This window comes from Terribacillus sp. DMT04 (assembly GCF_019056395.1).
GTDB classification, from domain to species: domain Bacteria; phylum Bacillota; class Bacilli; order Bacillales; family Amphibacillaceae; genus Terribacillus; species Terribacillus aidingensis_A.
Genome location: NZ_CP077639.1, coordinates 2441577 through 2465022, shown reverse-complemented (window position 1 = coordinate 2465022; position 23446 = coordinate 2441577). Strand labels below are relative to the sequence as shown.

The 23446-nt window shown below is 41.4% G+C and carries 23 protein-coding genes, 1 tRNA gene and 1 pseudogene; 20 read left to right on the top strand and 5 right to left on the bottom strand.

Annotation, left to right across the window (positions count from 1 at the left end; genetic code table 11):
• Nucleotides 1-102 precede the first annotated feature (102 nt).
• From KS242_RS13050 to KS242_RS13005, 10 genes are all read left to right on the top strand, one after another.
• Nucleotides 103-1785, top strand: a complete 1683-nt coding sequence (locus KS242_RS13050; RefSeq protein WP_217321726.1) for a glycerol-3-phosphate dehydrogenase/oxidase — start codon at nt 103-105, stop codon at nt 1783-1785.
• 125 nt (nt 1786-1910) lie between these two features.
• Entirely contained in the window at nt 1911-2918 is a 1008-nt protein-coding gene (locus KS242_RS13045) for a tetratricopeptide repeat protein (protein WP_217321725.1), read from the top strand.
• Nucleotides 2919-3009: 91 nt separating this feature from the next.
• On the top strand, nt 3010-3960 hold the full coding sequence (gene trxB / locus KS242_RS13040) for a thioredoxin-disulfide reductase (RefSeq protein ID WP_217321724.1): 951 nt from the start codon (nt 3010-3012) through the stop codon (nt 3958-3960).
• A 292-nt stretch (nt 3961-4252) separates the two neighbouring features.
• Nucleotides 4253-4720 (top strand): NUDIX hydrolase, encoded by a 468-nt coding sequence (locus KS242_RS13035; protein ID WP_217321723.1) that lies wholly within the window; start codon nt 4253-4255, stop codon nt 4718-4720.
• 15 nt (nt 4721-4735) lie between these two features.
• On the top strand, nt 4736-5617 hold the full coding sequence (gene rapZ, locus KS242_RS13030; protein WP_217321722.1) for an RNase adapter RapZ: 882 nt from the start codon (nt 4736-4738) through the stop codon (nt 5615-5617).
• Nucleotides 5617-6558: a gluconeogenesis factor YvcK family protein gene (gene yvcK, locus KS242_RS13025; RefSeq protein WP_217321721.1), complete on the top strand. Its 942-nt coding sequence runs from the start codon at nt 5617-5619 to the stop codon at nt 6556-6558. The genes rapZ and yvcK overlap by 1 nt, the downstream gene beginning before the upstream one ends.
• A 32-nt stretch (nt 6559-6590) precedes the next feature.
• A complete protein-coding gene (gene whiA / locus KS242_RS13020; protein ID WP_217321720.1) occupies nt 6591-7541 on the top strand; it encodes a DNA-binding protein WhiA in 951 nt (316 codons plus the stop codon).
• A 110-nt stretch (nt 7542-7651) separates the two neighbouring features.
• The gene (locus KS242_RS13015; RefSeq protein ID WP_217321719.1) at nt 7652-7918 is read left to right on the top strand and encodes an HPr family phosphocarrier protein; all 267 of its coding nucleotides are present in this window, start codon (nt 7652-7654) and stop codon (nt 7916-7918) included.
• Nucleotides 7919-8035: 117 nt separating this feature from the next.
• A complete protein-coding gene (gene sppA / locus KS242_RS13010) occupies nt 8036-9043 on the top strand; it encodes a signal peptide peptidase SppA (RefSeq protein WP_217321718.1) in 1008 nt (335 codons plus the stop codon).
• Nucleotides 9044-9057: 14 nt separating this feature from the next.
• Complete coding sequence (locus KS242_RS13005; protein ID WP_217321717.1) at nt 9058-9633, top strand: RDD family protein; 576 nt, start codon at nt 9058-9060, stop codon at nt 9631-9633.
• Nucleotides 9634-9679: 46 nt separating this feature from the next.
• Here KS242_RS13005 and clpP read toward each other — a convergent pair whose 3' ends face one another.
• Nucleotides 9680-10267 (bottom strand): ATP-dependent Clp endopeptidase proteolytic subunit ClpP, encoded by a 588-nt coding sequence (gene clpP / locus KS242_RS13000; protein ID WP_077307618.1) that lies wholly within the window; start codon nt 10265-10267, stop codon nt 9680-9682.
• Nucleotides 10268-10565: 298 nt separating this feature from the next.
• Here clpP and KS242_RS12995 point away from each other — a divergent pair, with 298 nt between their 5' ends.
• Both KS242_RS12995 and KS242_RS12990 read left to right on the top strand, forming a co-directional pair.
• Nucleotides 10566-11372 (top strand): manganese catalase, encoded by an 807-nt coding sequence (locus tag KS242_RS12995; protein ID WP_217321716.1) that lies wholly within the window; start codon nt 10566-10568, stop codon nt 11370-11372.
• 96 nt (nt 11373-11468) lie between these two features.
• Nucleotides 11469-11544 (top strand) — tRNA-Arg (locus KS242_RS12990).
• A gap of 1207 nt (nt 11545-12751) precedes the next feature.
• Here the strand turns inward: KS242_RS12990 and KS242_RS12980 are convergent.
• Both KS242_RS12980 and KS242_RS12975 read right to left on the bottom strand, forming a co-directional pair.
• Nucleotides 12752-13486: an HNH endonuclease gene (locus tag KS242_RS12980; protein WP_217321715.1), complete on the bottom strand. Its 735-nt coding sequence runs from the start codon at nt 13484-13486 to the stop codon at nt 12752-12754.
• A 75-nt stretch (nt 13487-13561) separates the two neighbouring features.
• The gene (locus KS242_RS12975; RefSeq protein WP_217321714.1) at nt 13562-14386 is read right to left on the bottom strand and encodes an SMI1/KNR4 family protein; all 825 of its coding nucleotides are present in this window, start codon (nt 14384-14386) and stop codon (nt 13562-13564) included.
• A 640-nt stretch (nt 14387-15026) separates the two neighbouring features.
• Here KS242_RS12975 and KS242_RS12970 point away from each other — a divergent pair.
• The 3 genes and pseudogenes from KS242_RS12970 to KS242_RS12960 all read left to right on the top strand — a co-directional run.
• The gene (locus KS242_RS12970; protein ID WP_217321713.1) at nt 15027-15506 is read left to right on the top strand and encodes a hypothetical protein; all 480 of its coding nucleotides are present in this window, start codon (nt 15027-15029) and stop codon (nt 15504-15506) included.
• Between the two features lie 125 nt (nt 15507-15631).
• Entirely contained in the window at nt 15632-15955 is a 324-nt protein-coding gene (locus tag KS242_RS12965; protein ID WP_217321712.1) for a hypothetical protein, read from the top strand.
• Nucleotides 15956-16020: 65 nt separating this feature from the next.
• A pseudogene (locus KS242_RS12960) lies at nt 16021-17066 on the top strand (PBSX family phage terminase large subunit); the annotation flags it as partial.
• Nucleotides 17067-17217: 151 nt separating this feature from the next.
• Here the strand turns inward: KS242_RS12960 and KS242_RS12955 are convergent.
• Together KS242_RS12955 and KS242_RS18115 are read right to left on the bottom strand one after the other, a co-directional pair.
• A complete protein-coding gene (locus KS242_RS12955; RefSeq protein ID WP_217321711.1) occupies nt 17218-17703 on the bottom strand; it encodes a hypothetical protein in 486 nt (161 codons plus the stop codon).
• Nucleotides 17704-18327: 624 nt separating this feature from the next.
• Nucleotides 18328-18423: a putative holin-like toxin gene (locus tag KS242_RS18115; protein ID WP_254391706.1), complete on the bottom strand. Its 96-nt coding sequence runs from the start codon at nt 18421-18423 to the stop codon at nt 18328-18330.
• A gap of 312 nt (nt 18424-18735) precedes the next feature.
• On the opposite strand from KS242_RS18115, the gene KS242_RS12950 reads away from it, so the two are divergent.
• Genes KS242_RS12950 through KS242_RS12930 form a run of 5 tightly spaced genes read left to right on the top strand, consistent with a single transcriptional unit; the run spans nt 18736 to nt 23406 of the window.
• Nucleotides 18736-19440: a GntR family transcriptional regulator gene (locus KS242_RS12950; protein ID WP_217321710.1), complete on the top strand. Its 705-nt coding sequence runs from the start codon at nt 18736-18738 to the stop codon at nt 19438-19440.
• A gap of 55 nt (nt 19441-19495) precedes the next feature.
• Nucleotides 19496-20530 (top strand): Gfo/Idh/MocA family protein, encoded by a 1035-nt coding sequence (locus KS242_RS12945; RefSeq protein ID WP_217321709.1) that lies wholly within the window; start codon nt 19496-19498, stop codon nt 20528-20530.
• Between the two features lie 39 nt (nt 20531-20569).
• Nucleotides 20570-21574, top strand: coding sequence for a TRAP transporter substrate-binding protein (locus KS242_RS12940; RefSeq protein WP_217321708.1), 1005 nt, complete (start codon nt 20570-20572; stop codon nt 21572-21574).
• Nucleotides 21575-21590: 16 nt separating this feature from the next.
• Entirely contained in the window at nt 21591-22091 is a 501-nt protein-coding gene (locus KS242_RS12935; protein ID WP_217321707.1) for a TRAP transporter small permease, read from the top strand.
• Between the two features lie 37 nt (nt 22092-22128).
• Entirely contained in the window at nt 22129-23406 is a 1278-nt protein-coding gene (locus tag KS242_RS12930) for a TRAP transporter large permease (protein WP_217321706.1), read from the top strand.
• The last annotated feature ends 40 nt before the right edge of the window (nt 23407-23446 follow it).

Sequence of the window (23446 nt, the reverse complement as noted above, 5' to 3'; positions counted from 1 at the left end):
ATGGATTATTTGCGGTCTCTTTCTGTTTTCTATACATGACTTCTACATGATTGGGGTATAGAAATATAAGGGAGCGCCGAATCAAAAAAGGAGTGTTCATGCATGACTGTATTCTCTAGTAAAAAACGTAATGAAATTTATGCAAACTTAACGGATAAACCTTTGGATGTACTTGTTATTGGTGGCGGAATCACTGGTTCTGGTATTTCTTTAGATGCGAAAATGCGCGGAATGAACGTTGGCCTTGTTGAGATGCAAGATTTTGCGGCAGGTACATCTTCCCGCTCGACAAAATTAGTACATGGCGGATTGCGTTACTTGAAGCAGTTCGAAGTGAAAATGGTAGCAGAAGTTGGGAAAGAACGTGAAATCGTATATGAAAACGGTCCTCACGTAACAACGCCAGAATGGATGTTGCTTCCATTCCATAAAGGCGGTAACTTCGGTCCGTTCACAACAAACATTGGCTTGCGTGTTTATGACTATCTTGCAGGTGTTAAAAAAGCAGAGCGTCGTACGATGCTGTCTCGTGATGAAGTACTTTCAAGAGAACCTTTAGTTAAGTCGGAAGATCTTCTTGGCGGCGGCCGTTATGTAGAATATAAAACGGATGATGCGCGTCTGACATTGGAAGTATTGAAAAAAGCAGTTGAAAAAGGCGTTAACGCGATTAACTATACAAAAGTGACAGAGTTCATCTATGATGCTGGCGGCAAAGTGACTGGCGTTGTAGCAGAAGACTTAATCACAGGCGACAAGCATCGTATCTTTGCGAAAAAAGTAATCAATGCTGGCGGCCCTTGGGTAGATACAATTCGTGAAAAAGACGGCTCTAAAAAAGGTAAAACATTGCATCTGACAAAAGGTGTGCACTTAGTATTTGATAATGAGCGCTTCCCGTTGCGTCAGGCGATTTACTTTGATACACCAGACGGACGCATGGTGTTCGCAATTCCGCGTGAAGGCAAAACGTATGTGGGTACAACTGATACAACCTATAAAGGCGATATCAAACATCCTGTTATGACTGTGGAAGATCGTGATTATATTATTGATTCCATTAATTACATGTTCCCAACTGTAGAAATTACAAAAGACGATGTAGAATCCAGCTGGGCAGGTCTTCGTCCGCTTGTACAGGAAGAAGGCAAAAAACCTGGTGAGATTTCTCGTAAAGACGAGATTTTCGTTTCTGACAGCGGCTTGATCTCTATGGCTGGCGGTAAACTGACAGGTTACCGTAAAATGGCTATCGAAGCAGTCAATCTTGTGGCGGATCAGTTCAAGAAAGAAGAAGGTATTCTGTATTCTAAAGCAGATACGAAAAACCTTCCTATTTCCGGCGGTGAAGTTGGCGGTTCTAAAGGATTCGAACGTTTCAGAGAGCGCAAAGTGGACGAAGGAAAAGCAATCGGCCTTACCGCTGATGATGCACTGAAAGTAGTAAGCCGTTATGGAGCGAACGTTGATAAAATCTTCGAACGCTTTGAAACATTGAAAGATGAAGCACAAGCTGCTAACATTGATCCGCTTGTATTCGCGCAATTACGTTATGCAATGGAAGAAGAACTCACATTCAAACCTGTAGACTTCTTCATCCGCCGTACTGGCGCGCTATACTTTGATATCAACTATGTTCGTACGCACAAAGATGCTGTTATCGATTATTTGGCTAACACATTGGGCTACTCTGCTGAACAAAAAGAAGAATACACGCGTGAATTGGATGTATTAATCAAGGAAGCAGTAGTACCAGTTAAAGAAGACGACTTGCAAACTGTGTAAGGTACATCAAGCTTGAAGACTGCTTTCCCAATAAGGGAAGGCAGTCTTTTTTATCTTCAAGTGTAGGACCAAGTACAGAAATATGGTATACTTCTTGGGATATCTAACGCAGTAGGAGGAAACACATGCAAACGCTGGAACCAGCAGAGCAGCAGGCACGATCGACAAATATTATCCCCTTCATTCCAGAAGGAGATTTCTATTATACAAAAGGCATCGAAGCCTATCAGAACGGTAAGCTGGAAAAAGCTATGAAATGGCTTAATAAAGCGATTGAAATGGAGCCGACGGAAGTGATTTATCACTTGCAGAAGTCGGTTATTTTTACGGAACTTGGTTCTTTCCATAAAGCAATTTATATTTTAGATGACATTATTAAAGAACATGACGATAATTACCCGGAATGTTTTTATATGCTTGCATACAATTATTCAAAGCTTGGTTATATGCACGATGCAGAGAAGTTCGCTAATCTTTATTTAAAGATGGAACCAAAAGGGGACTTTCATGAGCAGGCACAAGAGCTGCTTTCCTACGTAGAAGAAGAAGAGGAAGATGACGAGCTGTGGACGTCAGAGGAAGAAGATGAACTCATCATGTTTCAGGAGTCGGCATTTTATCATTTAGAGCGGGAAGAATGGCAGCTCGCCCTGCCGATTCTGGAGGAAATGATGAGCTTGTTTCCAGAGCATATGCTGGCAAAACACGAATATGCCAAGGCGCTTTTCTTTTCTGGTGACCAAAAGCAAGCGGTGCGAATGGAAGAAGAACTTCTGCTGACAGCGCATGTTTCCGTATACACGCATGTGAATCTAGCTGTTTTCTATCACGATATAGGTAATCTGGATCAGCGGGATGAACATATCCGTTTGCTTCGAAATATTTTTCCGATACATGAAGAACAGCATTTACGCATTGCGTGTGCGTTTTCTATGACTGGCTTTTATGAAGAAGCAGTTGATCGCTTTCTGCATTTGGATAAAAGACGTGTGAAAGGACATGCTTCCTATTATAAGTGGTTCAGTTTGGCTGCCCAGAAAGCAGGGAACGGATCGTATGCGGAAAAGCTATGGAAAGAAGGAAGCCGCCGGTTCAATCATCTGTCAAAAGATGATTTTTATTGGCTTTCCTAATGTATAAGCAGATAGATGGACGCAGGATACAGAATCTTATATGCTTATGCGTAGATACTACGATTGAGTACGACGAAAGGGGTTCATTTTCATGACTGAAGAAAGAATTTATGACGTAATCATTGCAGGAGCAGGTCCAGCTGGTATGACAGCAGCTGTTTACGCATCTCGTGCGAATCTTGATACGTTGATGATAGAAAGAGGAATTCCGGGAGGCCAGATGGCGAATACAGAAGATGTAGAGAATTATCCTGGTTATGACTCTATTCTTGGTCCTGATCTTTCCAATAAAATGTTCGAGCATGCAAAGAAATTCGGTGCGGAATATGCTTATGGCGACATCAAGGAAGTGAAAGACGGCAAAGAATATAAAACAATTATTGCAGGAAACAAAGAGTACAAAACACGCGCAATCATTATTACAACAGGTGCGAAATGGAAGAAACTTGGCGTACCTGGCGAAGATGAATTGAGCGGACGCGGCGTTTCTTATTGCGCTGTTTGTGATGGTGCTTTCTTTAAGAACCGCGAGCTGATTGTTGTCGGAGGCGGCGATTCCGCTGTTGAAGAAGGCGTTTATTTAACTCGCTTTGCTGACAAAGTGACAATTGTACACCGCCGTGATAAATTGCGTGCACAGCCTATTTTGCAGCAGCGTGCAATTGCGAACGAAAAAGTCGACTTTATTTGGGATACAACGGTTGAGGAAATTAATGGTGAAAACAACAAAGTAGGCAGTGTAACATTGCTAAACCACGTAACAGGAGAGAAATACGAAAAATCAGCTGATGGTGTGTTTATCTATATCGGTATGGTGCCATTGAGTGAGCCATTCGCCTCTCTAGGTATTACGAATGAACTTGGTTATATTCACACAAATGACCGCATGGAAACAAATGTACCGGGTGTTTTCGCTGCAGGCGATATCCGAGACAAGGAACTTCGACAAATCGTGACAGCAACAGGAGACGGCAGTATTGCTGCACAAGCTGCACAAGCATATGTGGAAAGTCTGAAAGAAGAATTAAACGCTATCGGTTAAGAGGCAGGCCAGGCTATGTTGTAAATGATTCTTAATGCTGCTGTAACACGGGCGACACATTCATTTGCTATAATGGCTTTAACTAATTGACCCCCTTTTAATAGATAAATTAGTTATTGGCATAGGTGCCTTGCACCTATGCATTTTTTTTTGCTTAATGGAGATAATCGGCTAATTTTGGCAGAGCTTGAGGAAACATTATACTGTTTGAAGCGAAACAGAAATAGTATACTATATAGTGATGTGTAAAATGAATCGACATCTCCACTTACACAGAGAAAGAGGTGGAAGCATGCAACGTGTTGCAAACTGTATTTTAGCAGTTGATAACAAAGTTCTCTTGTTGAAAAAGCCAAGTAAGGGCTGGTACTCAGCTCCAGGCGGAAAGATGGAATTAGGGGAATCTGTTAAGGAAACCGCTGTTCGTGAGTTCCGCGAAGAAACAGGACTATCTGTACATGAACCGGAACTTCGAGGTACATTTACTTTTCTAATAAAAGATGGCGAGAAGGTTGTCCATGAGTGGATGATGTTTACTTTCTTCGCTGATCAATATACTGGTCAACTGCTTGATGAAAGCGATGAAGGCAAGCTGGAATGGATTGATATAGACAAAATAAAAGACCTGCCAATGGCGGAGGGAGATCGGAACATCTTTGCACATGTGTTCAAAACAGATGAGCCCTTGTACGGTACATTTGTTTACACGGAAGATCGGGAGCTGCTGCAAGCAAAGCTGGATCCGAAGACTTCAGAATAAAGTAGGGGGATACGTATGGAGAAACAACTGAATGAAACCAAGCTCGTCATCATCACAGGTATGTCCGGAGCAGGAAAGACGGTTGCAGTCCAAAGCTTCGAAGATTTGGGCTATTATTGTGTGGATAATTTGCCGCCTGCGCTGCTGCCGACCTTTCTTGATCTGATGCGGGATGCTTCAAACGATATTAAAAAAGTGGCCCTCGTAATGGACTTGCGTGGCAGAGAGTTTTTTGATTCGTTGTTCGAGGCGCTGGACAAGCTGTCGCAAGAGCACTGGCTGGAACCGCAAGTATTGTTTCTTGATGCAAAAGATGAAGTACTCGTGACTAGATATAAAGAAACACGCAGAACACATCCTTTGGCACCAGAAGGTCTTCCGCTCGAAGGTATTCAGCAGGAACGTGCGCTGCTTGATCAAATGCGAGGCCGAGCGCAGTATATTGTAGACACATCTGAATTGAAACCAAAAAAACTTCGGGAAAAGATCATGAAGCGTTTCAAAGATGCTGATTATGAAGATTTTACTGTACAAATGCTGAGCTTTGGTTTCAAATATGGCATACCAATTGATGCTGACCTTGTGTTTGATGTTCGTTTTCTCCCAAATCCTTTCTATGTCGAGAATCTAAGACCGCAGACAGGCTTGGATGAGCCGGTATCCTCTTACGTATTCAAATGGTCAGACACCCATACATTCCTGCAAAAGCTGGAAGATATGCTCACCTTCATGCTGCCGCAATACCGCAAGGAAGGAAAAAGCCAGCTTATTATTGCGATTGGATGCACGGGCGGTCAGCATCGTTCCGTCGCGATAGCAGAATACCTGGCAAAACGATACAGCAATTCGTACGCGACACATGTGACGCATCGCGATGTAGAAAGGAAGAGCCACTGATGGTAAAGAAGATGGTCGCAATCGGCGGCGGAACAGGAATGCCTGTTTTGCTGCGAGGGTTAAAAGAGCTGCCAGTGGATCTTTCCGCGATTGTAACAGTAGCGGATGATGGCGGCAGTTCCGGAAAACTGCGAAACGAGCTGGCCATGCCAGCACCAGGAGATATCCGAAATGTGATTGCAGCATTGGCGGAAGCGGAGCCGATGCTGATTGATTTATTTCAGCATCGCTTCACCGGCCAAACTGGTTTGTCAGGGCATTCTATGGGAAATTTGCTGCTTGCAGCAATGACATCCATTTCTGGTGACTTCTATAATGGCATTAAAGAGATTTCACGCGTGCTGAAAGTGAAAGGAAACATCTATCCCATCGCCAATCAGAATGTTGTGCTTCATGCAGAAATGGAGGATGGGGAGATTGTGACAGGTGAGTCGAATATTCCGCTCGCAAACAAACAAATTAAGCGTGTGTTTGTCAGTCCGCTGCCTGTGACACCATTGCCAGATGCAATTGAGGCAATCAGACAGGCTGATTTAATCGTTATTAGTCCAGGAAGTCTCTATACAAGTGTGATGCCCAATTTGATTGTACCGGAGATTGAGCATGCCCTGCGAGAAGCGCGTGGCAAAGTTGTCTATGTGTGCAATGTGATGACACAATACGGCGAGACGACGAATTATACAGCAGGAGATCATATTGAAGCAATTCATAATCATATCGGCGCAGACATTGTTTCGGCAATTGTTGTGAACAATAGCCGAATCGAGCAAGACATCCGAAAAAATTACGCAGAGGAGCACGCTGCTCCAGTAGTATATGATATAGAGCGGTTGAAAGCTTTAGGCCTGGAAGTAATCGAAGCCGACATCATTGATCACCATCAGCGAAAACTGCGCCATGATACACATAAAATAGCGAAACTGCTTTACGACATATTGTAATAGCGAAAAAGCACGGAGAAGGGGGGAACATCATGAGCTTTGCATCAGAAATAAAAAAAGAATTGACGAATATACCGATTGAGATGACAGATGTAAGAAGTGAGCTCGCTGCTTTGATCCGGATGAATGGATCTGTATCCTTTTCAAGACAAGAATATACACTGGATATCCAGACCGAGAATGCGGCAATTGCGAGGCGTATTTATACGCTTCTAAAATCAATTTATCAGCATCCAATTGAGCTGCTCGTGCGGAAGAAAATGAAACTGAAGAAAAACAATGTGTATATTGTCAGATTGACGAAAGAAGTAGAAGGTTTGCTGCGCAGTTTGGAGATTTTGGAAAACCATTTTACCTTTATCCGCACAATCAGTTCTACGTTTACCGAAACAGCGGAGAAGCGCAGAGCCTATTTACGCGGAGCCTTCCTTGCTGGCGGTTCGGTGAATAATCCGGAAACCTCTTCGTACCATTTAGAGATATTTCATACACATAGCGATCATAGTGATGCACTCTGTGAACTGATGAACAGTTTCGACCTGCATGCACGCTGTACCGAGCGCCGTAAAGGTTATATAACGTACTTAAAAGAAGCAGAGAAGATTACAGAATTCCTTAATATTGTTGGTGCCCATAGTGCTTTGTTTAAATTTGAGGATGTGCGAATTGTTCGCGATATGCGCAACTCGGTTAATCGGCTTGTAAACTGTGAAACAGCCAACCTGAATAAGACAATCGGCGCTGCTTTCCGTCAGGTAGAGAATATTAACTTAATCAAAAATACGGTCGGGATTGAAGCACTGCCTGACAAATTGCAGGAAATAGCTGAACTTCGGGTCCAGCATCAAGACGTTTCCTTAAAAGAGCTTGGAGAGCTTGTTTCGACCGGAAAGATTAGTAAGTCAGGAATCAACCACCGCCTGCGTAAGATTGATGAATTCGCTGACAGATTGCGAAATGGGACATCTGTTAAAAAGGCATAAGCAGGTATGAAGCGTATGTAGCTTGTGGTATACTTAGAAGACACTCAAAAGGGTGTTTTCTTTTTCGGTGTATTTGGTAGCGCTTACTTGAAGAATGGGAGGATCCACATGTGATTCAAAAAACGTTACGCGTAACCCTGGATACTGGTTTGCAGGCCAGGCCTGCAGCGAGCTTTGTGCAGCAAGCAAATCGTTTTCACGCTTCAATTTTTTTAGAAAAAGAGAACAAATCGGTCAATGCAAAGAGCATCATGGGGTTAATGAGCCTGGCAATTGCCCAGGATGAATTGATTACCTTGAAGATTGACGGAGCAGATGAAGTGCAAGCTATGAAAGAACTTACCGCATTTATTACAGCTCCCTCAGCAGCTAGCTGATCTTAGCAAAAAGTCCTGGATAATTCAGGACTTTTTTTGCTAATTTGTGGTAAGAGATGCTATCCTAGTGTAGGCTTGTAGTGTACCATTTTTACAGGATAGAAGGGAGATTATAATTTGAACGCAAAACGTTGGGTGGCAATCGGTATTGCAGGCTTCTTGGTTCTTGTTTCTGTAGGATTCCAAACTTTGTTCTCCGTAATAAACAGCAACTTTACAGAAGCATTTGATTCTGCAGCCGGAACCTCCTTTATGAATGAAGAGATAATAGAAGATGGAGATATGATGAAACGGATCGCCGTATTGCATGTCGAAGGCACGATCCAAGATACAGGAGAAGAATCATCTCTATTAGGCAGTGCTACATACAATCACAATACGTTTCTAGAAAGATTGGAAGCGGCCGGACAGGATGACACAGTTGGCGGTGTCATTATTGAAGTGAACAGCCCAGGAGGCGGTGTCGTGGAGAGTGCTGAGATTCATGACAAAGTCGTCGAAATTCAAGAAGAATATGGCAAACCAGTATATATCAGTATGGCCAACACAGCTGCATCTGGGGGCTATTATTTAGCTGCCAGCGCTAATAAGATTGTAGCGCACCCAGCAACACTTACTGGTTCTATTGGGGTTATCATGTCGACAGTCAATTATGCAGAACTCGCAGATAAGATTGGTATCAAACAAGAAGTAATCAAGAGTGCAGAACATAAAGATATAATGTCTGCAACAAGAGATATGACTGATGAAGAAAGAGCAATTCTTCAATCAATCATCGATGATATGTATGCTGATTTCGTACAGGTTATTGTCGATGGACGCGGCATGTCTGAATCTAAAGTACGTGAACTAGGTGATGGACGTGTATACTCCGGTAAACAAGCATTGGATAATGGGTTAGTAGATGATTTAGGAGATCTAGAAGATACGATTGCAATGATGAAAGAAGAACAAGGACTTAAGGGTGCAGAAGTCTTCGAATATACAGGAGATGGCTTCGGTATGGGCTCTTTCTGGGCGACAGCCGCTGAAGGATTGTTTGTTTCTGACGCAGATTTGCTCGGCATCAAGGAACTGATGGGCAAATCGAATTCACCTGAAGCTATGTATCTTTACGCAGAATAGGAGGCGTTATGTATATGGATAAAGATAAAAATGTGCATCCAGATGAACGAACGCCTCTTGATTCAACTGCCAGCCAAACCGAGGAACAACAGGAATGGATATATGAAGACAGAGGAGAAGAGGAGCATAGCGTGCACGGAACAGCAGTACAAGATGCTCCAGCAGACAATCAGCGCTATGCAGGCTTCTGGATGCGTTTCTGGGCATACTTGGCAGACCTTCTCGTTGTATTCGGTCTAACTGGCTTGCTCGTTAAGCCCTTTACCATGATTGAATCCTTCCAGGAAGCAACACTTTGGTTCTGGAGTATAAGCGGGTTGCTTAGCGGACTTGTCTTTTTCGCCTACTTTTTATTTATGACGAAATGGCGAGGACAGACATTAGGCAAAATGATTTTTGGAATTCGTGTCATCCGTACAGATGGTCAGCAGCTGTCCTGGCTGGATGCATTAATCCGTGAAGTTGTCGGTCGATTCATCCATCGCATCTTTTTTTGGATGTTCATTGTTTATATCGTAGTAGCTTTTACCCCGAAAAAGCAAGGTGTACATGACTATTTTGCAGATACACTTGTTATTCACGAAAGATAAAAAATAGCCCTCCAGCTTATACAGCTGGAGGGCTATTTTTATGTTTTTATGAAGGTTTCTTTTCCATTACTTTATCAATCAAACCGTAATTAACAGCTTGCTCAGCAGTAAGGAAGTTATCACGATCTGTATCGCGCTCAACTACTTCAAGCGGCTGGCCGCTGCGTTCTGCCATGATTTCGTTCAGTTTCTTTCTCATTTCGATGATACGGCGAGCATGGATTTCGATATCACTCGCTTGACCTTGTGTACCACCTAATGGCTGGTGAATCATTACTTCACTGTTAGGAAGCGCATAACGCATGCCTTTTTCACCAGCAGTTAACAAGAATGCACCCATAGATGCAGCCATGCCGATGCAGATAGTGGATACTTTTGGCTGGATGAACTGCATTGTATCATAAATAGCCATACCTGCAGTGATGGATCCGCCTGGTGAGTTGATGTATAGGGATATATCTTTTTCTGGATCTTCTGCTGCTAAGAATAACAGCTGAGATACGATGCTGTTAGCAACATTATCGTCGATTGCGCTGCCTAGCATAATGATCCGGTCTTTCAGTAAACGAGAGTAGATGTCGTAAGCACGCTCGCCACGGTTTGTTTGTTCAATAACTGTAGGGATTAGATTCATGATAGATCCTCCTTTGGATATGAGCTCATTATTCTAAGTAATGACTAACCTTATCTTACCTAAAAGGTCAATAAAGGTCAAACAAAACACTAACTTTCTTTCGCCTATTCCATGCTTCCCTTGATTCGAGGCTTGTAAACGCTTGTTTTACTGTCTTTTGTAAGTTTGACTTTTCATCGGCATTCTCCTGCCAAGCGCATTATATTTTGTAAGTATTAATTGATGGATATGTTGGTTTAACTTGGTGCGACAGGTGGAAAGCAAGTAGCATACCAATGATTACACTAGGAGGAATAACATGTTTAGTCATCAAAAAGTACTGCAATACAACTCGAAACCAGACCAACCAGATGCACTTTTCGCGAAGAAGATGCAGGAAATCCTTGGCGGACAGTATGGTGAGATTACTGTTGCCATGCAATACTTATTCCAAGGCTGGAGTACGCGCGGCGAAGAAAAATATAAAGATTTAATTATGGATACAGCGGCTGAAGAGATTGGCCACGTTGAAATGATTGCTACGATGATTGCCCGTCTTCTGGATGGAGCACCAGTGAAAGAACAAGAAGAAGCTGCGAAAGACCCCGTGATTGCCTCTATTCTGGGCGGTATGAATCCACAGCATGCCATCGTTGCCGGTTTGGGACCTCGTCCTGCAGATAGTAACGGAGTACCTTGGAACGCGGGTTATATTATTGCAAGCGGCAACTTACTCGCAGATATGCGTGCAAATATTAATGCAGAATCCCAAGGACGCCTGCAAGTGGCGCGCCTATATGAAATGACAGAAGATAAAGGTGTGCGCGATATGCTATCCTTCCTATTAGCACGTGATTCCATGCACCAAAACCAATGGATTGCTGCTGCACGTGAATTGGAAGAGAAAAACGGCATCGTTGTTCCAGGCTCCTTCCCGAAAGAGTTGGAAGCAGATGGCTTCTCCCATAGCTTAATCAACTTTTCAGAAGGCGAAGAATCCAAAGAAGGAAGCTGGGCATCAGGACAAGCTCCTGATGGCGGTGAATTCAAATACGAATCTAAACCAAAAGCACACGGCGGCCCGCAGGAACTGCAGCCAGCACCGCAGTATGTGTATCCGAAGTAATAATACAGGACCCGCATTAGCGGGTCTTTTCTATGAAAAGACTTGCGTGAAAAGGCGATTAACGATATAATAATCGTTGTCACATTAAATACATATGCGCTCGTAGCTCAGTCGGATAGAGCGGTGGTTTCCGGTACCACGTCTGCCGGGGGTTCGAATCCCTCCGAGCGCGCTAATAAATAAAGAGATAGCAAGGATGGCAGTTTGCCGTTCTTGCTATTTTTTTGTTTATAAGCGCTTGCAACATATTGCAAACCTTCGTGTTCGGAAATAAATTTAATCCCTTCTTTTATTGAAAAGCTGACTCAACATATCAGCAGCTGCTGATTGCATACCTGGAATGCACAACCTTAGGGTGAACTCCCATCTATAATAAAAGAGTTACATGAGTATATCGTATTGAATGAAAGGATATCCACTTTACACCTGAATTTTCTATTGTCCGCCAAATAGCTATATAGGGGGCTACAGAGTGGAAATAGTGAAACGCCAAGGGAAGTAGACATGCAAACAAGATCAGGCACTATTAGCGTAGATGAGCCGGGGGAAATTTATATTGTAACTGACGGGAAATTGTAGAGTATCCTCTCCCGAAATACGGTAGAATAGAGATACCTTACCAGAACTATAAAGTAGGCAAGCCAAAGTATACAATTACTGCAGATTAATATAGCCTAGTCGAAAATCGAGGACACTGAACAGAAAGCGCACTGAGCGCTGCTGTTTGGTGCTCTTTTTTATTGAGGAGTTTTAAAAATGACAATTGCAATCATTATCTTTCTTATGTTTTTAGCTTTAATCATGGCTGGTGGAGTATAGCGGAAAGAAATAATAATCCTGCTCTGGTATGGCCATTTGCAACGATTTTGTGTCACGGCCATTATTGGAATTGTCGTGCTTTCATTTTTTGTCAGATGTTTGTAAGGGGGAGATTTAAGTGAACGCAGAACAATTGACACTGCTACCTGAGATAAATGAAAAGAAGGTATTGGAACTTGTTATTAAAGAGCTGAAGGATTACCGAGCCTTAAAAATACAGATAAAACTAACGTGAAAGGGAGAAAGAGGGTGTGATCGGTTTCCCTCTCTTCTCCAGAACAACCGGGTGAATGAGATTAAAGTACGGCAGATAGAACGTGCACTGGATGGATCACTTGATTTTATTGAGAGACAGATAATCAATCAGAAATACTTAAGCTCTTAGGAAATCAATGATCTCAATAAATACATGGACTTAGGGATTAAGAAGTGGAAGTATTATCAGAAGAAGAGAGTAGCACTTTTTAGAATTGCTACTGCGATTGGAATCATATAAAAAAACGAACTGAATGCACCTTATTAGGCCGAATTCAGTTCGTTTTAGTTTTTAGTATTAGATGTTATAGAGATCCCCAGATTGATTTACCGCCCGTATGGCCAGTTGCTTTGTGCTTAGCTGTGTCAACTAGCTGAAGTTTGCCAGTATTTTGGTGATGATGCCAAGTCATGCCTCTAGGAGTTAAACCGTTTTTTATGTCATTAACCTGACGCATGGAGAATTTCTTCTTAACACTGTCCTTGCCAATTTGCTTCTTTAGTGCAGCATTAGCAGCTCTAAATTGAGAGGAATTACTTGATTTAATCAAACTTGTTGGCAGGGTTGTATTAAATTTAGAAGGGAATTTAGGGAATCCCTTACTATCAAATTTAATACCTGAAGAATGAGTTTTGCCTGCTAGATGTCCATTTCTAATGGTTATATTTTTCGTAGATTTCTTTAAATATTGTTTTACAACTAGTTTACCACCGACTCTACTAACAATAGCGATAGCTGGGGGAATTAAGAAAGCCCATTGTGCTGAAAAAGAATCGTCCGTAGCTGGTACGTCTTCTAATCCTTCGAGAGAGGAATTATCGTCTTCTAGAATTTCTCCATTTTGGAAATCTTCTTCACTTACTTCTTCGGTTTCTGAGTCTGGTGCATCTTCAATAATAGTGGTTGAGGGATTATCTGATGTGTTTGAATCATTAACGTTATTGTTTTCATTCGCTGAAGCATATGTAGGGCCAACAAACCCTAATATTAAAACTAGTGACAGAAGAGAGAAAAAGATTTTATTCAGTTTTGTTTTCATTATACACCTCATAAGATTTTGTGGTGCTAGCACTACTAGATATTACCATGTATGCAAAAAAAAGAAAATATGTTTTCACATATTTTCTTTAATATCTTCCATATAGGATTGAACATCAGGGTCGGTATCGCAATCGAATACATCAATTGCTTTTTCAATTAGTTTTGGATTGATATCTTCATAATTGTATTCAACAATGCTAAGTATTAATTCAGCAGCTGCAACACGGACGGCTGAATGCTTACTTTCGCTTAAATCTATAATTTTTTTAATAACCCAATCTAAATCTTCTGAAGTACTATAAAAAGTGATACCTTCAAGTAACTCTTTTAGGTTATCTTCTGCAATATATTTCTCAAATAAACCTTTATCTGACCATTTATCTTCATTCTCTTGTAGAGCAGCTTCTATCTCATCATCGGTCGGGTCTAAACTCTCTTTATATAGACTAGTTATAAAAGTTTCATAGTCTTTGGCTACTTCGTATGCTTTTAGATTACCTTCAGGCTCATAGATTTTTATAGGGGGATTTTCTTTTTGACTTGAATAATCAAAATAAAAGAAGGCATTATCTTCACTCATAGCAAATACAACTATATTTTCTGGAAGATTCCATTCTTTAATAAGAGTATCAGTATCTAAAATACCATCATCAGATCTAAGTCCAAATAGCACATTAACGTTAGCGTGGTCGGAAGCCCATGTGGTAGGAACATTAGTTGGTATAGAATCTAATACAGGCTTACCACCATTTTTCACTAATATGTGTTCCTTATATAGCGATGGGAGTTCAATTCCTTTTACATCTTCATATGCTTTCAAATCTGCAGATGTAATCTTTAAAACAGGATAATAATCTTCTGCTTCACTGCCTTGCCATAGTGTGGTGTTTTTATTCATACCATTGCTCCTCGTAAGAAATATATGGCAATGATAACAGATTGTACAAGAGATGAATACAAGAATTGGACAATTTACGAACATAAAAGGTACCAAATTGGGTACCTTTTATGTTCGTAAAATTATAACATTTTCTCAGAGGCAAAAAAGTCTCTGGGAGAAGCGCCTTTCCCTTATCAAGACGTACTCGCCTGATTTTGCACGACTGTGAAGGATGCCTGGTTAACGAGGGGAGCATCTGGAGTTGGGAGCGCGCGGCCAGCTTGACTGGTCACCGATTATTCGGTTAGTTGCGATTAAATCAGTCGGGTATTGAATTGTTGATTCTTCATTTTCTTTGAATCATGAATTGACTTCTCAATCTCAGCCTCAGCCTTTCCTCTCGGTGTATTGGGGCAGTCAATAATAAACAAGCATTTAGCATAAGGTGGTGCTTAGAAAGAGAAGGGACATGACGATGGCAAAAATAAGAGACATTATGGATGCCAAATTGAATATGCAGTCGGATAAATGATTTGCTGCTCAGCCTGCTGCAGATCGTAAGCGGCGTGAAGTTGAGGAACTGATGGGTGGAAAACGAGTTCGAAGGAAAAGTTAAACTTTTTGTACATGATCCCGATATATTTGATGAGGTGATCATGTGAAAAAGAAAGATAAGAAGTTTAGACGAGCTATGAAAAATAATGTGGAGCTTGCTAAAGAAGCGGAACATGAGTTAGTAAGCACTATCGATTATTTCCGCAAGAGCTCTCCAAAGAAAAATTACTCAAATGCTCTAATTGAAGTAAGAAAACATGTTAAATCTAGTTTTGAAGCAAGAAAAGCGACTGGTACTTTCCCTATAATATGGACATTTTTAACTTCTTTTGCTGGTTACATATTGATGAATGCTATCTTTAATCCTATGAATCCGAAAAGTTTAATAAACCAAGTTGTAGATATGAATGGAGTACTCGAAATCTTAATAGGATCTATACTGATGGCAATATTTTTTGCGATGGGCGCATTGTACTTCATCTTTTTACTAAGAAGGGCGGATAGAAAAATTAGAAAAGATCTTTTTATTCATGGCATGATGCTAGAAATACTAGATGAAAAGATAAAAAAGCTTGATATATAATTTGGAGTTCTGATGGATAAGAAGTCAACAATAATAAGTTATCATTACATTATTAATCTAATATTATTTATCCAGAATTGTCCAAGTTAAAAAACACCCGATTACTTTCTATTCGTGAGCGGCGCATGCTGCAGCGGATAGCTGATGTGACTGCCGGTCTTACTGAAACAGAGATGCGTGTATTAAAAGAGCGTATTGTTATGAAAGAACCGGTCGAAGTGCATGACAAAAAGACGGGCGATACGAAAACAGTCGTAATGATAAAGCCGCAACTGGTTGTGACACAAGAAGAGGAACAATCATACCGTCGCAACGATGACCTGCTGAAGCTGGAAGAAGCATTGACGCAGATTCAGGCAGCTAAGCAGAAAGCCAATAAGACAAACGATGAAGTGGAGCCAATTCAAATTGTATTCAGCCGCAAGGAGAAGCGGGTAGGTGAAGAGTAATAACAACTACCGCTGTTAAAGAAATAAATCCTCGGTTTGAAGATTACCTTTTTGATTGGAATCAAATGTACCATTTCCTTGTTGGTGGGTATGGCAGCAGTAAAAGTTACAACACTGGACTAAAAGTCATTAAGAAGCTGTTGGAAGAAAAGCGAAAACTGCTGATAGTCCGAGAGGTTTATGATACACATCGTGATTCGACCTTCTCGTTGTATCAAGATATTGTCGAGGAAATGGGACTGGGTCGATTACATTAAGTTCATTAATTCTCCAATGCAAGTCCGCTTTCCTAACGGGAGCAAGATCATCTTCAAGGGAATGGACAAGCCAGAGAAACTGAAATCCATCAATAATGTATCTTTGATTTGGATATAGGAAGCGTCTGAGGTAAAGTATGCCGGCTTCAAAGAGCTTACAGGTCGTTTACGACATCCATCTTTGAAACTGCACATAATTCTAACGAGAAACCCTGTCGGGCAGGATAACTGGACATACAGACACTTTTTTAAAGATGAACTTAATAAGCGTTTTGTATTAGATGACCAGGAACTTTATGAAGAAAAAACAGTCGTTGTCGGAGATACGTATTATCATGACTCCACTGCAGACGACAACTTATTCCTTCCTCAAAGCTATATTAAGCAGCTGGAGGATATGAAGGAATATGATCCAGACCTATATCGGATAGCGCGGTTAGGTCATTTTGGCATTAACGGTAAGCGTATTGCCACAATTCGAGGTGCAGGACCATCAGAAGGTTATGCGCTCAATCTTGGATATTAATAATCCAATTAAGAAAGTCGGCATGGACTTTAGATTTGTTGACTCTTACAACGTTGTTCTACGAATGGCGATTGATCCTAGAAAGTTGTATCTATACATCTATTGGGAATATTACGACCGTGATAAGACGGACGATGTGACCGCATAAGACCTGCAGGAGTTTGTAGAATCGCAGGAGCGGATTAAAGCGGACTCTGCAGAACCTAAGACCATCCGCTACTTTAGAAATCAAGGTTTCAATATGGTTGGCGCTCACAAATACAAAGGGTCTCGCTTTCATTACACCAAAAAGGTAAAGCGATTCCGAAAGATTATCTGTTCTGGAAGGATCTTTCGATTTTATTGAACGACAAATTATTAATCAGAAATACTTCAACTCGCAGGAAATTAACGATCTAAATATATACGTGGATTTAGGAATTAAGAAAGGGAAATATTATAAAAAGAAGAAATTATCATTGTTTAGATTAGCAACAGGCTTAGGGATAGTTTGCCTCAAGCTTTTTGCGATCATCACTGAATACAATACTTATTAGTTCAATGATTGCAAAGATAATGAGCATGCCTATAGCAGATATGTGTATTCTATTAAACAAAGCAGGGACGATTCCTAGAGCTATAATTGTTGCAAGAATTGTCTGAGCAAAAAATGACATAATTAACAATTTTAGAGTAAAAGGAATAGATAAAACTTTGGTAGCTAGTATGAATAGTAAGTCTACTAGAACACCAATTGTATATAGACAAATAACAACCGCGCCAAAATATAAGAAGTTTTTAAATGCTCCATCAAGCAAATCTATTTTTATAATTCCAGTTCTATCAAGAAAAGTGAACAGACCGTAAAAACCGAGTGTTGGTACAGATAAGACAATGATTGTAGCAATAACAACTAATCCAGCAACTAGTATAATTCCAACTAAGTTTCCCGAAGAAACACTTTTAAACATATTTGGTAGTTTCATTTACAGAATCTCCCTCTTATAATATGTTTATATTGTATCATATGTAAAAATATTGACGGCTGTCAGTGCCACTGCGCTAACTTTTGCTTTTGGTACAATTTCTCCAGGTGTTGTAGCAAAAAACGAAGCATGACGGATTTTGAGGCTGCTCATCCTCCCGACAAGGAAGAGTTTGGGCATCTAGAAGGCGATACGATATGCACTAATAAAAGGAAAAGCATAGGAATAAAACCACATGTTATCTCATCATAATTAAAAAGTTGGTTTCCGGTACCACTTCTGTCGGGGGCGAATCCCTCGGAGCGCGCTATTAACGATAGGAATGAAAGTGTTATGCAGTAGCCGCCCTTGCTCTTTTTTTAGATGAACTTTGCAGACTGTCAAGTGGTTGGAGCGGGATTTCTTAGCAACATTACCTGTCCATAAGTAAAATAAAATAATCATGATTGTGTTAATGAAATAAACAAAGTGGTATAGTATACATACAGAATAAGTAAAATAAAGAAGACCAGGGTGTTAGCGCACCCTGGCTGTGTACAAGCGCGACCGTCATGGGCGCTGACTCAAGTAGTTGTCTCTTTAGAGACAGACCACCCTCGGAACTTATCGGAGCTCAAGGGTGGTCTATTTTTTGTCTATATAGGTCAACAATGCAAGTATAAACATGCCGAACATGAACATAAATTTGCCAATAGCCAGCATGAACTCGATTGTCGCCATTTTGCCTCACCCCCCATCGGGGATGAGTCAGACCGCCCTTGAGTGAGTCGTTAACTTGTACAAGGAATATTATACCAAATAGTACACCTTATAGTAGGTGTTTTTTTTATTGTTTCATTACCTGCAGACAAGCATCCCTATTATTAAAAAAAGTGTGAGATTCTGCACTTCTCAAACTTAGGCTTGCCACCCAGGAATATCTCGTAGGCAGCTGCATACAGTGGAGGTATAGGAGCAGACACCCCAAATGCTTTCACTTGTATACTAGTATTATTTTGTCCAGAAAATTAGGCAGATAAAGAGTTGATAAAAGTGAATAAGTTTCCTGGTCAGCGGAAGACATTGGCGCATGATGTGTATAAGCATCTTTATTCAAGTATTATTACGTTGAAACACAAGCCGGGTGCAATGATTTATGAGACGGCGATAGCGGATGAGCTTGGCTTAAGCAGAACGCCTGTCAGAGAAGCGATTCATTTGTTAGCTGCTGAGGGATTTGTGCAAGTTATCCCGCAGAAAGGTATTCGAGTTAGTTTTATCTCAAAGAGAAAAGTGCAAGAAGCGTTTCAGGTTAGGGAGAGCTTGGAAGCTATTGCTTTTCAGGAAGCTGCTCGCCGGTGGGATGCATCTCTTTTACAGACAAAACGGTTTAAGATTGATGTGGCACATATTTTAGACCAGCAAAGAGCTGCGTCAGAGAAGCGGGATGTGGATGGATTTTATCAACAAGATGAAAGTTTCCACGATAAGATTTTGGATATGTGCGATAATCAGACGTTAAGTGCAATTGTGCGGCAGGTGAGGGGGCATGTAAACCGGATTCGGTACTTGGAATTCTTTGAAAGCCGCGATATGGAGCGGATCATACACGACCATGAAGAATTAATTGCCTTGATTGAGCAAAATGATACAACCGGTGTCGTTGAACGACTGAAGCAGCATCTTGGGAAGGCTTTTCATCACTATGATGAGATTATGGAGAAGTATGCGGATTACTTTGTAGCACAAGCTGACTAAGGAACGATACACGATGTAAGACTTGTAACTAGTATGTTAAAAGGAGACTAGTACGATGCAGATTGCGGTTTTAGGTTTGAATCATGGCTACACGTTTGCAAAGCAGCTAAAAGAAATGAAAGGTTTGACTTTAGCGGCTGTAGCTGGCAATAATGCTGCTGCGATTGAGCGGGCAAATGAACTGGAAGTCCCTCTGTACCAAGATTACAAGCAGCTAATCGATCAATGTCAGCTGGATGGTGTCATTATTACACTGCCGAATCATTTACACAAAGAAGCGGTTAAATATTGTGCCGATCAGGGGGTGCATTGTTTAGTAGAAAAACCGATTGCTGATACAACCGAAGCTGCACGTGAGATGATTGCTTATTGCGAGCAGAAGCAAGTAAAGCTTATGGTTGGGCATCATCGCCGGTTCTCTGAGAAAATCAATCACTTAAAGCAATTGTTAGCTAGCGATATAATAGGCGACTTGGTTGGGGTGAATATGGTGTGGGCACTTGCTAAGGATCGAGACTACTATAAAGAAGCTTGGCGCATCAAAGCAAGTGGCGGACCATTATTAATTAATGGCATTCATGACTTAGATAATTTGCTGTATGTAACAAACCTCAAAATTGAAAGCGCTTACGGAGTGGCGCGTAATAAAATACGAGGATTTAAAGTAGAAGATGCTGTAACAGCAATTTTAGAAGCGGCAGATGGAACGGTTATTCATTACTTTCTTACAGATGGCGTGCCTTCCCCGTGGTCTTATGAATTCAATGTAATGGAGAACCCAATTTACCACTTTTATGAAGAAGATTGCTACCACTTTTTTGGTACAAAAGGAAGTTTAGCTTTTCCAAGCTTTCGCTGCTTCCGATACAGTGAGGATCAATATGGGTGGAAGCATGCGCTAACAGAAGAACAATTTCCCTTGGAAACAACAGCAGATCCAATCATTGGGGAATTGGAGCACTTTAAAGCAGTACTAAAAGGGGAGACTGCGCCGCGTGTGACAGGTGAAGAAGGTCTCAAAACGTTAGAAATACTAGAGGCAATTAACCTCTCTGTGCAAGAGAAGAGAAAGGTCAGCCTGCATGAGTGAATAAGCAAATCCATTTATATAGAAGAAAGTGGGTGTTGTATGAAACGTTTGATAGTGTGTTTGTCCTTGCTAAGTATCTTATTTTTTGTAAGCGCTTGCAGTAGCGGTTCTGCAGCAGATGAGGAAGTCAAGATAATGCGTCTTGCAAACGCAACGCCGGATGATCGATCGCTCAGTAAGGCGATGCATTTATTTGAAGAGAGATTGGAAGAAGAGACAAATGGCTCCATTGACGTGGAAGTATTCTCGAACAGTGTGATTGGGGGAGACCGAGAAATATTTGAAGGGTTGCAGTTGAATACCGTTCAGGGTGCATCCATGTCGACAGGTCCGATCGCCCAGTTTGCAGATGAATTCAATGTGATGGATCTTCCTTTCTTGTTCGCCAATGAAGAAGAGGCTTACCGCGTGTTAGACGGAGAGGTTGGAGAGCGTCTTCTGGATGAATTAGATGCGCAGAACGTTGTTGGATTAAATTATTGGGAAAATGGATTCCGGCTTCTCAGCAATAATGTACGAGAAGTGCAAACGGTAGAAGATGTAAAAGGCATTGATATCCGTACATTGGAAAATGAGTGGCATATGAATCTTTGGAGTTCGCTTGGTGCAAATCCAACGCCAATGAACTACGGCGAATTGTATATAGGATTGGAACAAGGGACGGTGGATGCCCAAGAAAATCCTGCAGGAAATGTAGTGAACAGTCATTTTTATGAAGTGCAGGATTACCTAACAGTGACGAATCATATTTACAACGCAAGTCCATTTATGGTGAGTAAGCCGTTCTGGGAGTCGCTTACAGAAGAGGAGAAAAGTGCTGTTAAGAGGATAGCGGATGAAGTACAGCAGGAGCAGCGTCAAATGAATCAGCAAGAGCAAGAGGAAAGCTTCGCATTTTTGAAAGACAAAGGAATGAAGATAACCGAGTTAAGTGAGGAAGAAATGAATCGCTTTCGAGAAGAAACACAACAAGTACGCGATAGCTACAAAGCGGAGTATGGAGATGAATGGCTGAAACAGATAGAGGCGGAAGCCACCAAATAAGACGAAGGAGGTTATTATGAAGCCTATACGATGGTTGAACCGATATGCAGAAGAAAGCATGATGGTGTTTTTGCTGAGTGTCATGGTAGTTATTATAACGGCACAAGTTGGAATGCGGTTTGTTCTTGGTTCGTCGATTGGCTGGTCAGAAGAATTGGCAAGGTATTGTTTTATCTGGCTAGTCTTTATTGGAATCAGCTACGGCGTGAAAAAGCAGCGGCACATAAGGATAGATGCATTTCTTCGATTATTACATGCAAAACAGCAGCTAAAACTTGAAATAGTAGTAAATGTTTTATTTCTTCTTTTCGCCATCTTTCTGCTTATGTATGGCGGGAAGATCAGCGCGCAAATTTTAATGTGGGGTCAGCGTTCTCCAGCACTTCAAGTAAATATGGGGCTGGTTTATATGGCAGCACCTGTTGCGATGCTTTTAACTTCTTTACGTTTAACGCAGCAGCTGTTACTTCAATTCAAGTCACTTCGAACAGCAGAAAAAAACAAAAATCAAGTGTGAACGAGTGTTGAAAACAAGCTGACAAGGAGAGTGAAAAATGACGGCAATCGTTATGTTCGTAAGCTTTGGTCTCTTATTGCTGTTAAGTGTCCCAATTGGGATCGCATTAGTCTTGGCTTGTATTGCGACAATTGTAGCGGCCCAGGATATATCCTTTGCATTTTTGGCACAAAGTCTTATCACGTCGGTAGATTCCTTCCCTATTATGGCTGTGCCTTTCTTTATCTTAGCCGGCGAAATAATGGGCAAGGGAGGCCTTTCCAAGCGATTAATTAACGTTGCAGAGTCGATTGTTGGCAATGTAACTGGCGGGGTGGCAATGACGACAATTATTACCTGCCTATTCTTTGCAGCTATATCCGGTTCTGGTCCGGCGACAGTTGCAGCTGTCGGAGGGATAATGATCCCGATGATGGCAGATATGGGGTACAGCAGACGGTTTGCGGCTGGTATCGTTGCTGCTGCCGGTACGTTAGGCGTTATTCTGCCTCCAAGTATTCCTATGATTGTATATGGCGTAACGAGTGGCACATCTGTTGGTGATTTGTTTATCTCGGGCATCCTTCCAAGTATTTTGATTGCTGTTTTGCTTATGATCTACGTTTATTTCTACGCAAAGAAAAAAGGCTACAGCGGAACAGGAGAGCCATTCCAAATCAAACGTGTGCTGCGTGCAGTTTGGGATGCGAAATGGGCGCTGCTAGTGCCAGTGATAATCTTAGGAGGTATTTATGGCGGGTACTTTACACCAACAGAAGCGGCGGTTGTTGCAGTTGCGTATGGTTTGATTGCAGGTGTATTGCTATATAGAGAACTGAAATTGAAAGACTTATATGATGTGTTTCGCAAAGCTGCTTTGACGACTGCAACAATTATGCTGATTATTGGTGCGGCAACTGCATTCGGAAAAGTAATGATCTTGGAGCAAATGCCAGCGCGCATTGCGAATGCCATGCTTTCTGTTTCGGAAAATCCAGTGATACTCATTTCCCTCGTTGTTATCATGCTGCTTCTGATTGGTATGGTAATGGACACAACGGCAGCAATTATCATTTTCACGCCTCTGTTAGTTCCAGTTGGCATGGAGCTTGGTTTTGATCCTGTCCAGTTTGGTATGATGATAATTTTGGCACTGGTTATTGGCTTTATTACGCCTCCGATTGGCGTAAACTTATTTGTTGCTAGTGAAATATCTGGTTTATCTATTATGAAAATCTCTAAAGCCATCGTTCCTTATATTGTCGTCATGCTCGTAGCACTGCTGCTCGTCATTTTGATTCCAGATCTCACGTTGCTGTTTTTAGGCGGCGAATAAGCAGTACGAATGACCGCGAATTCAGAAAGGTTGGTTATTA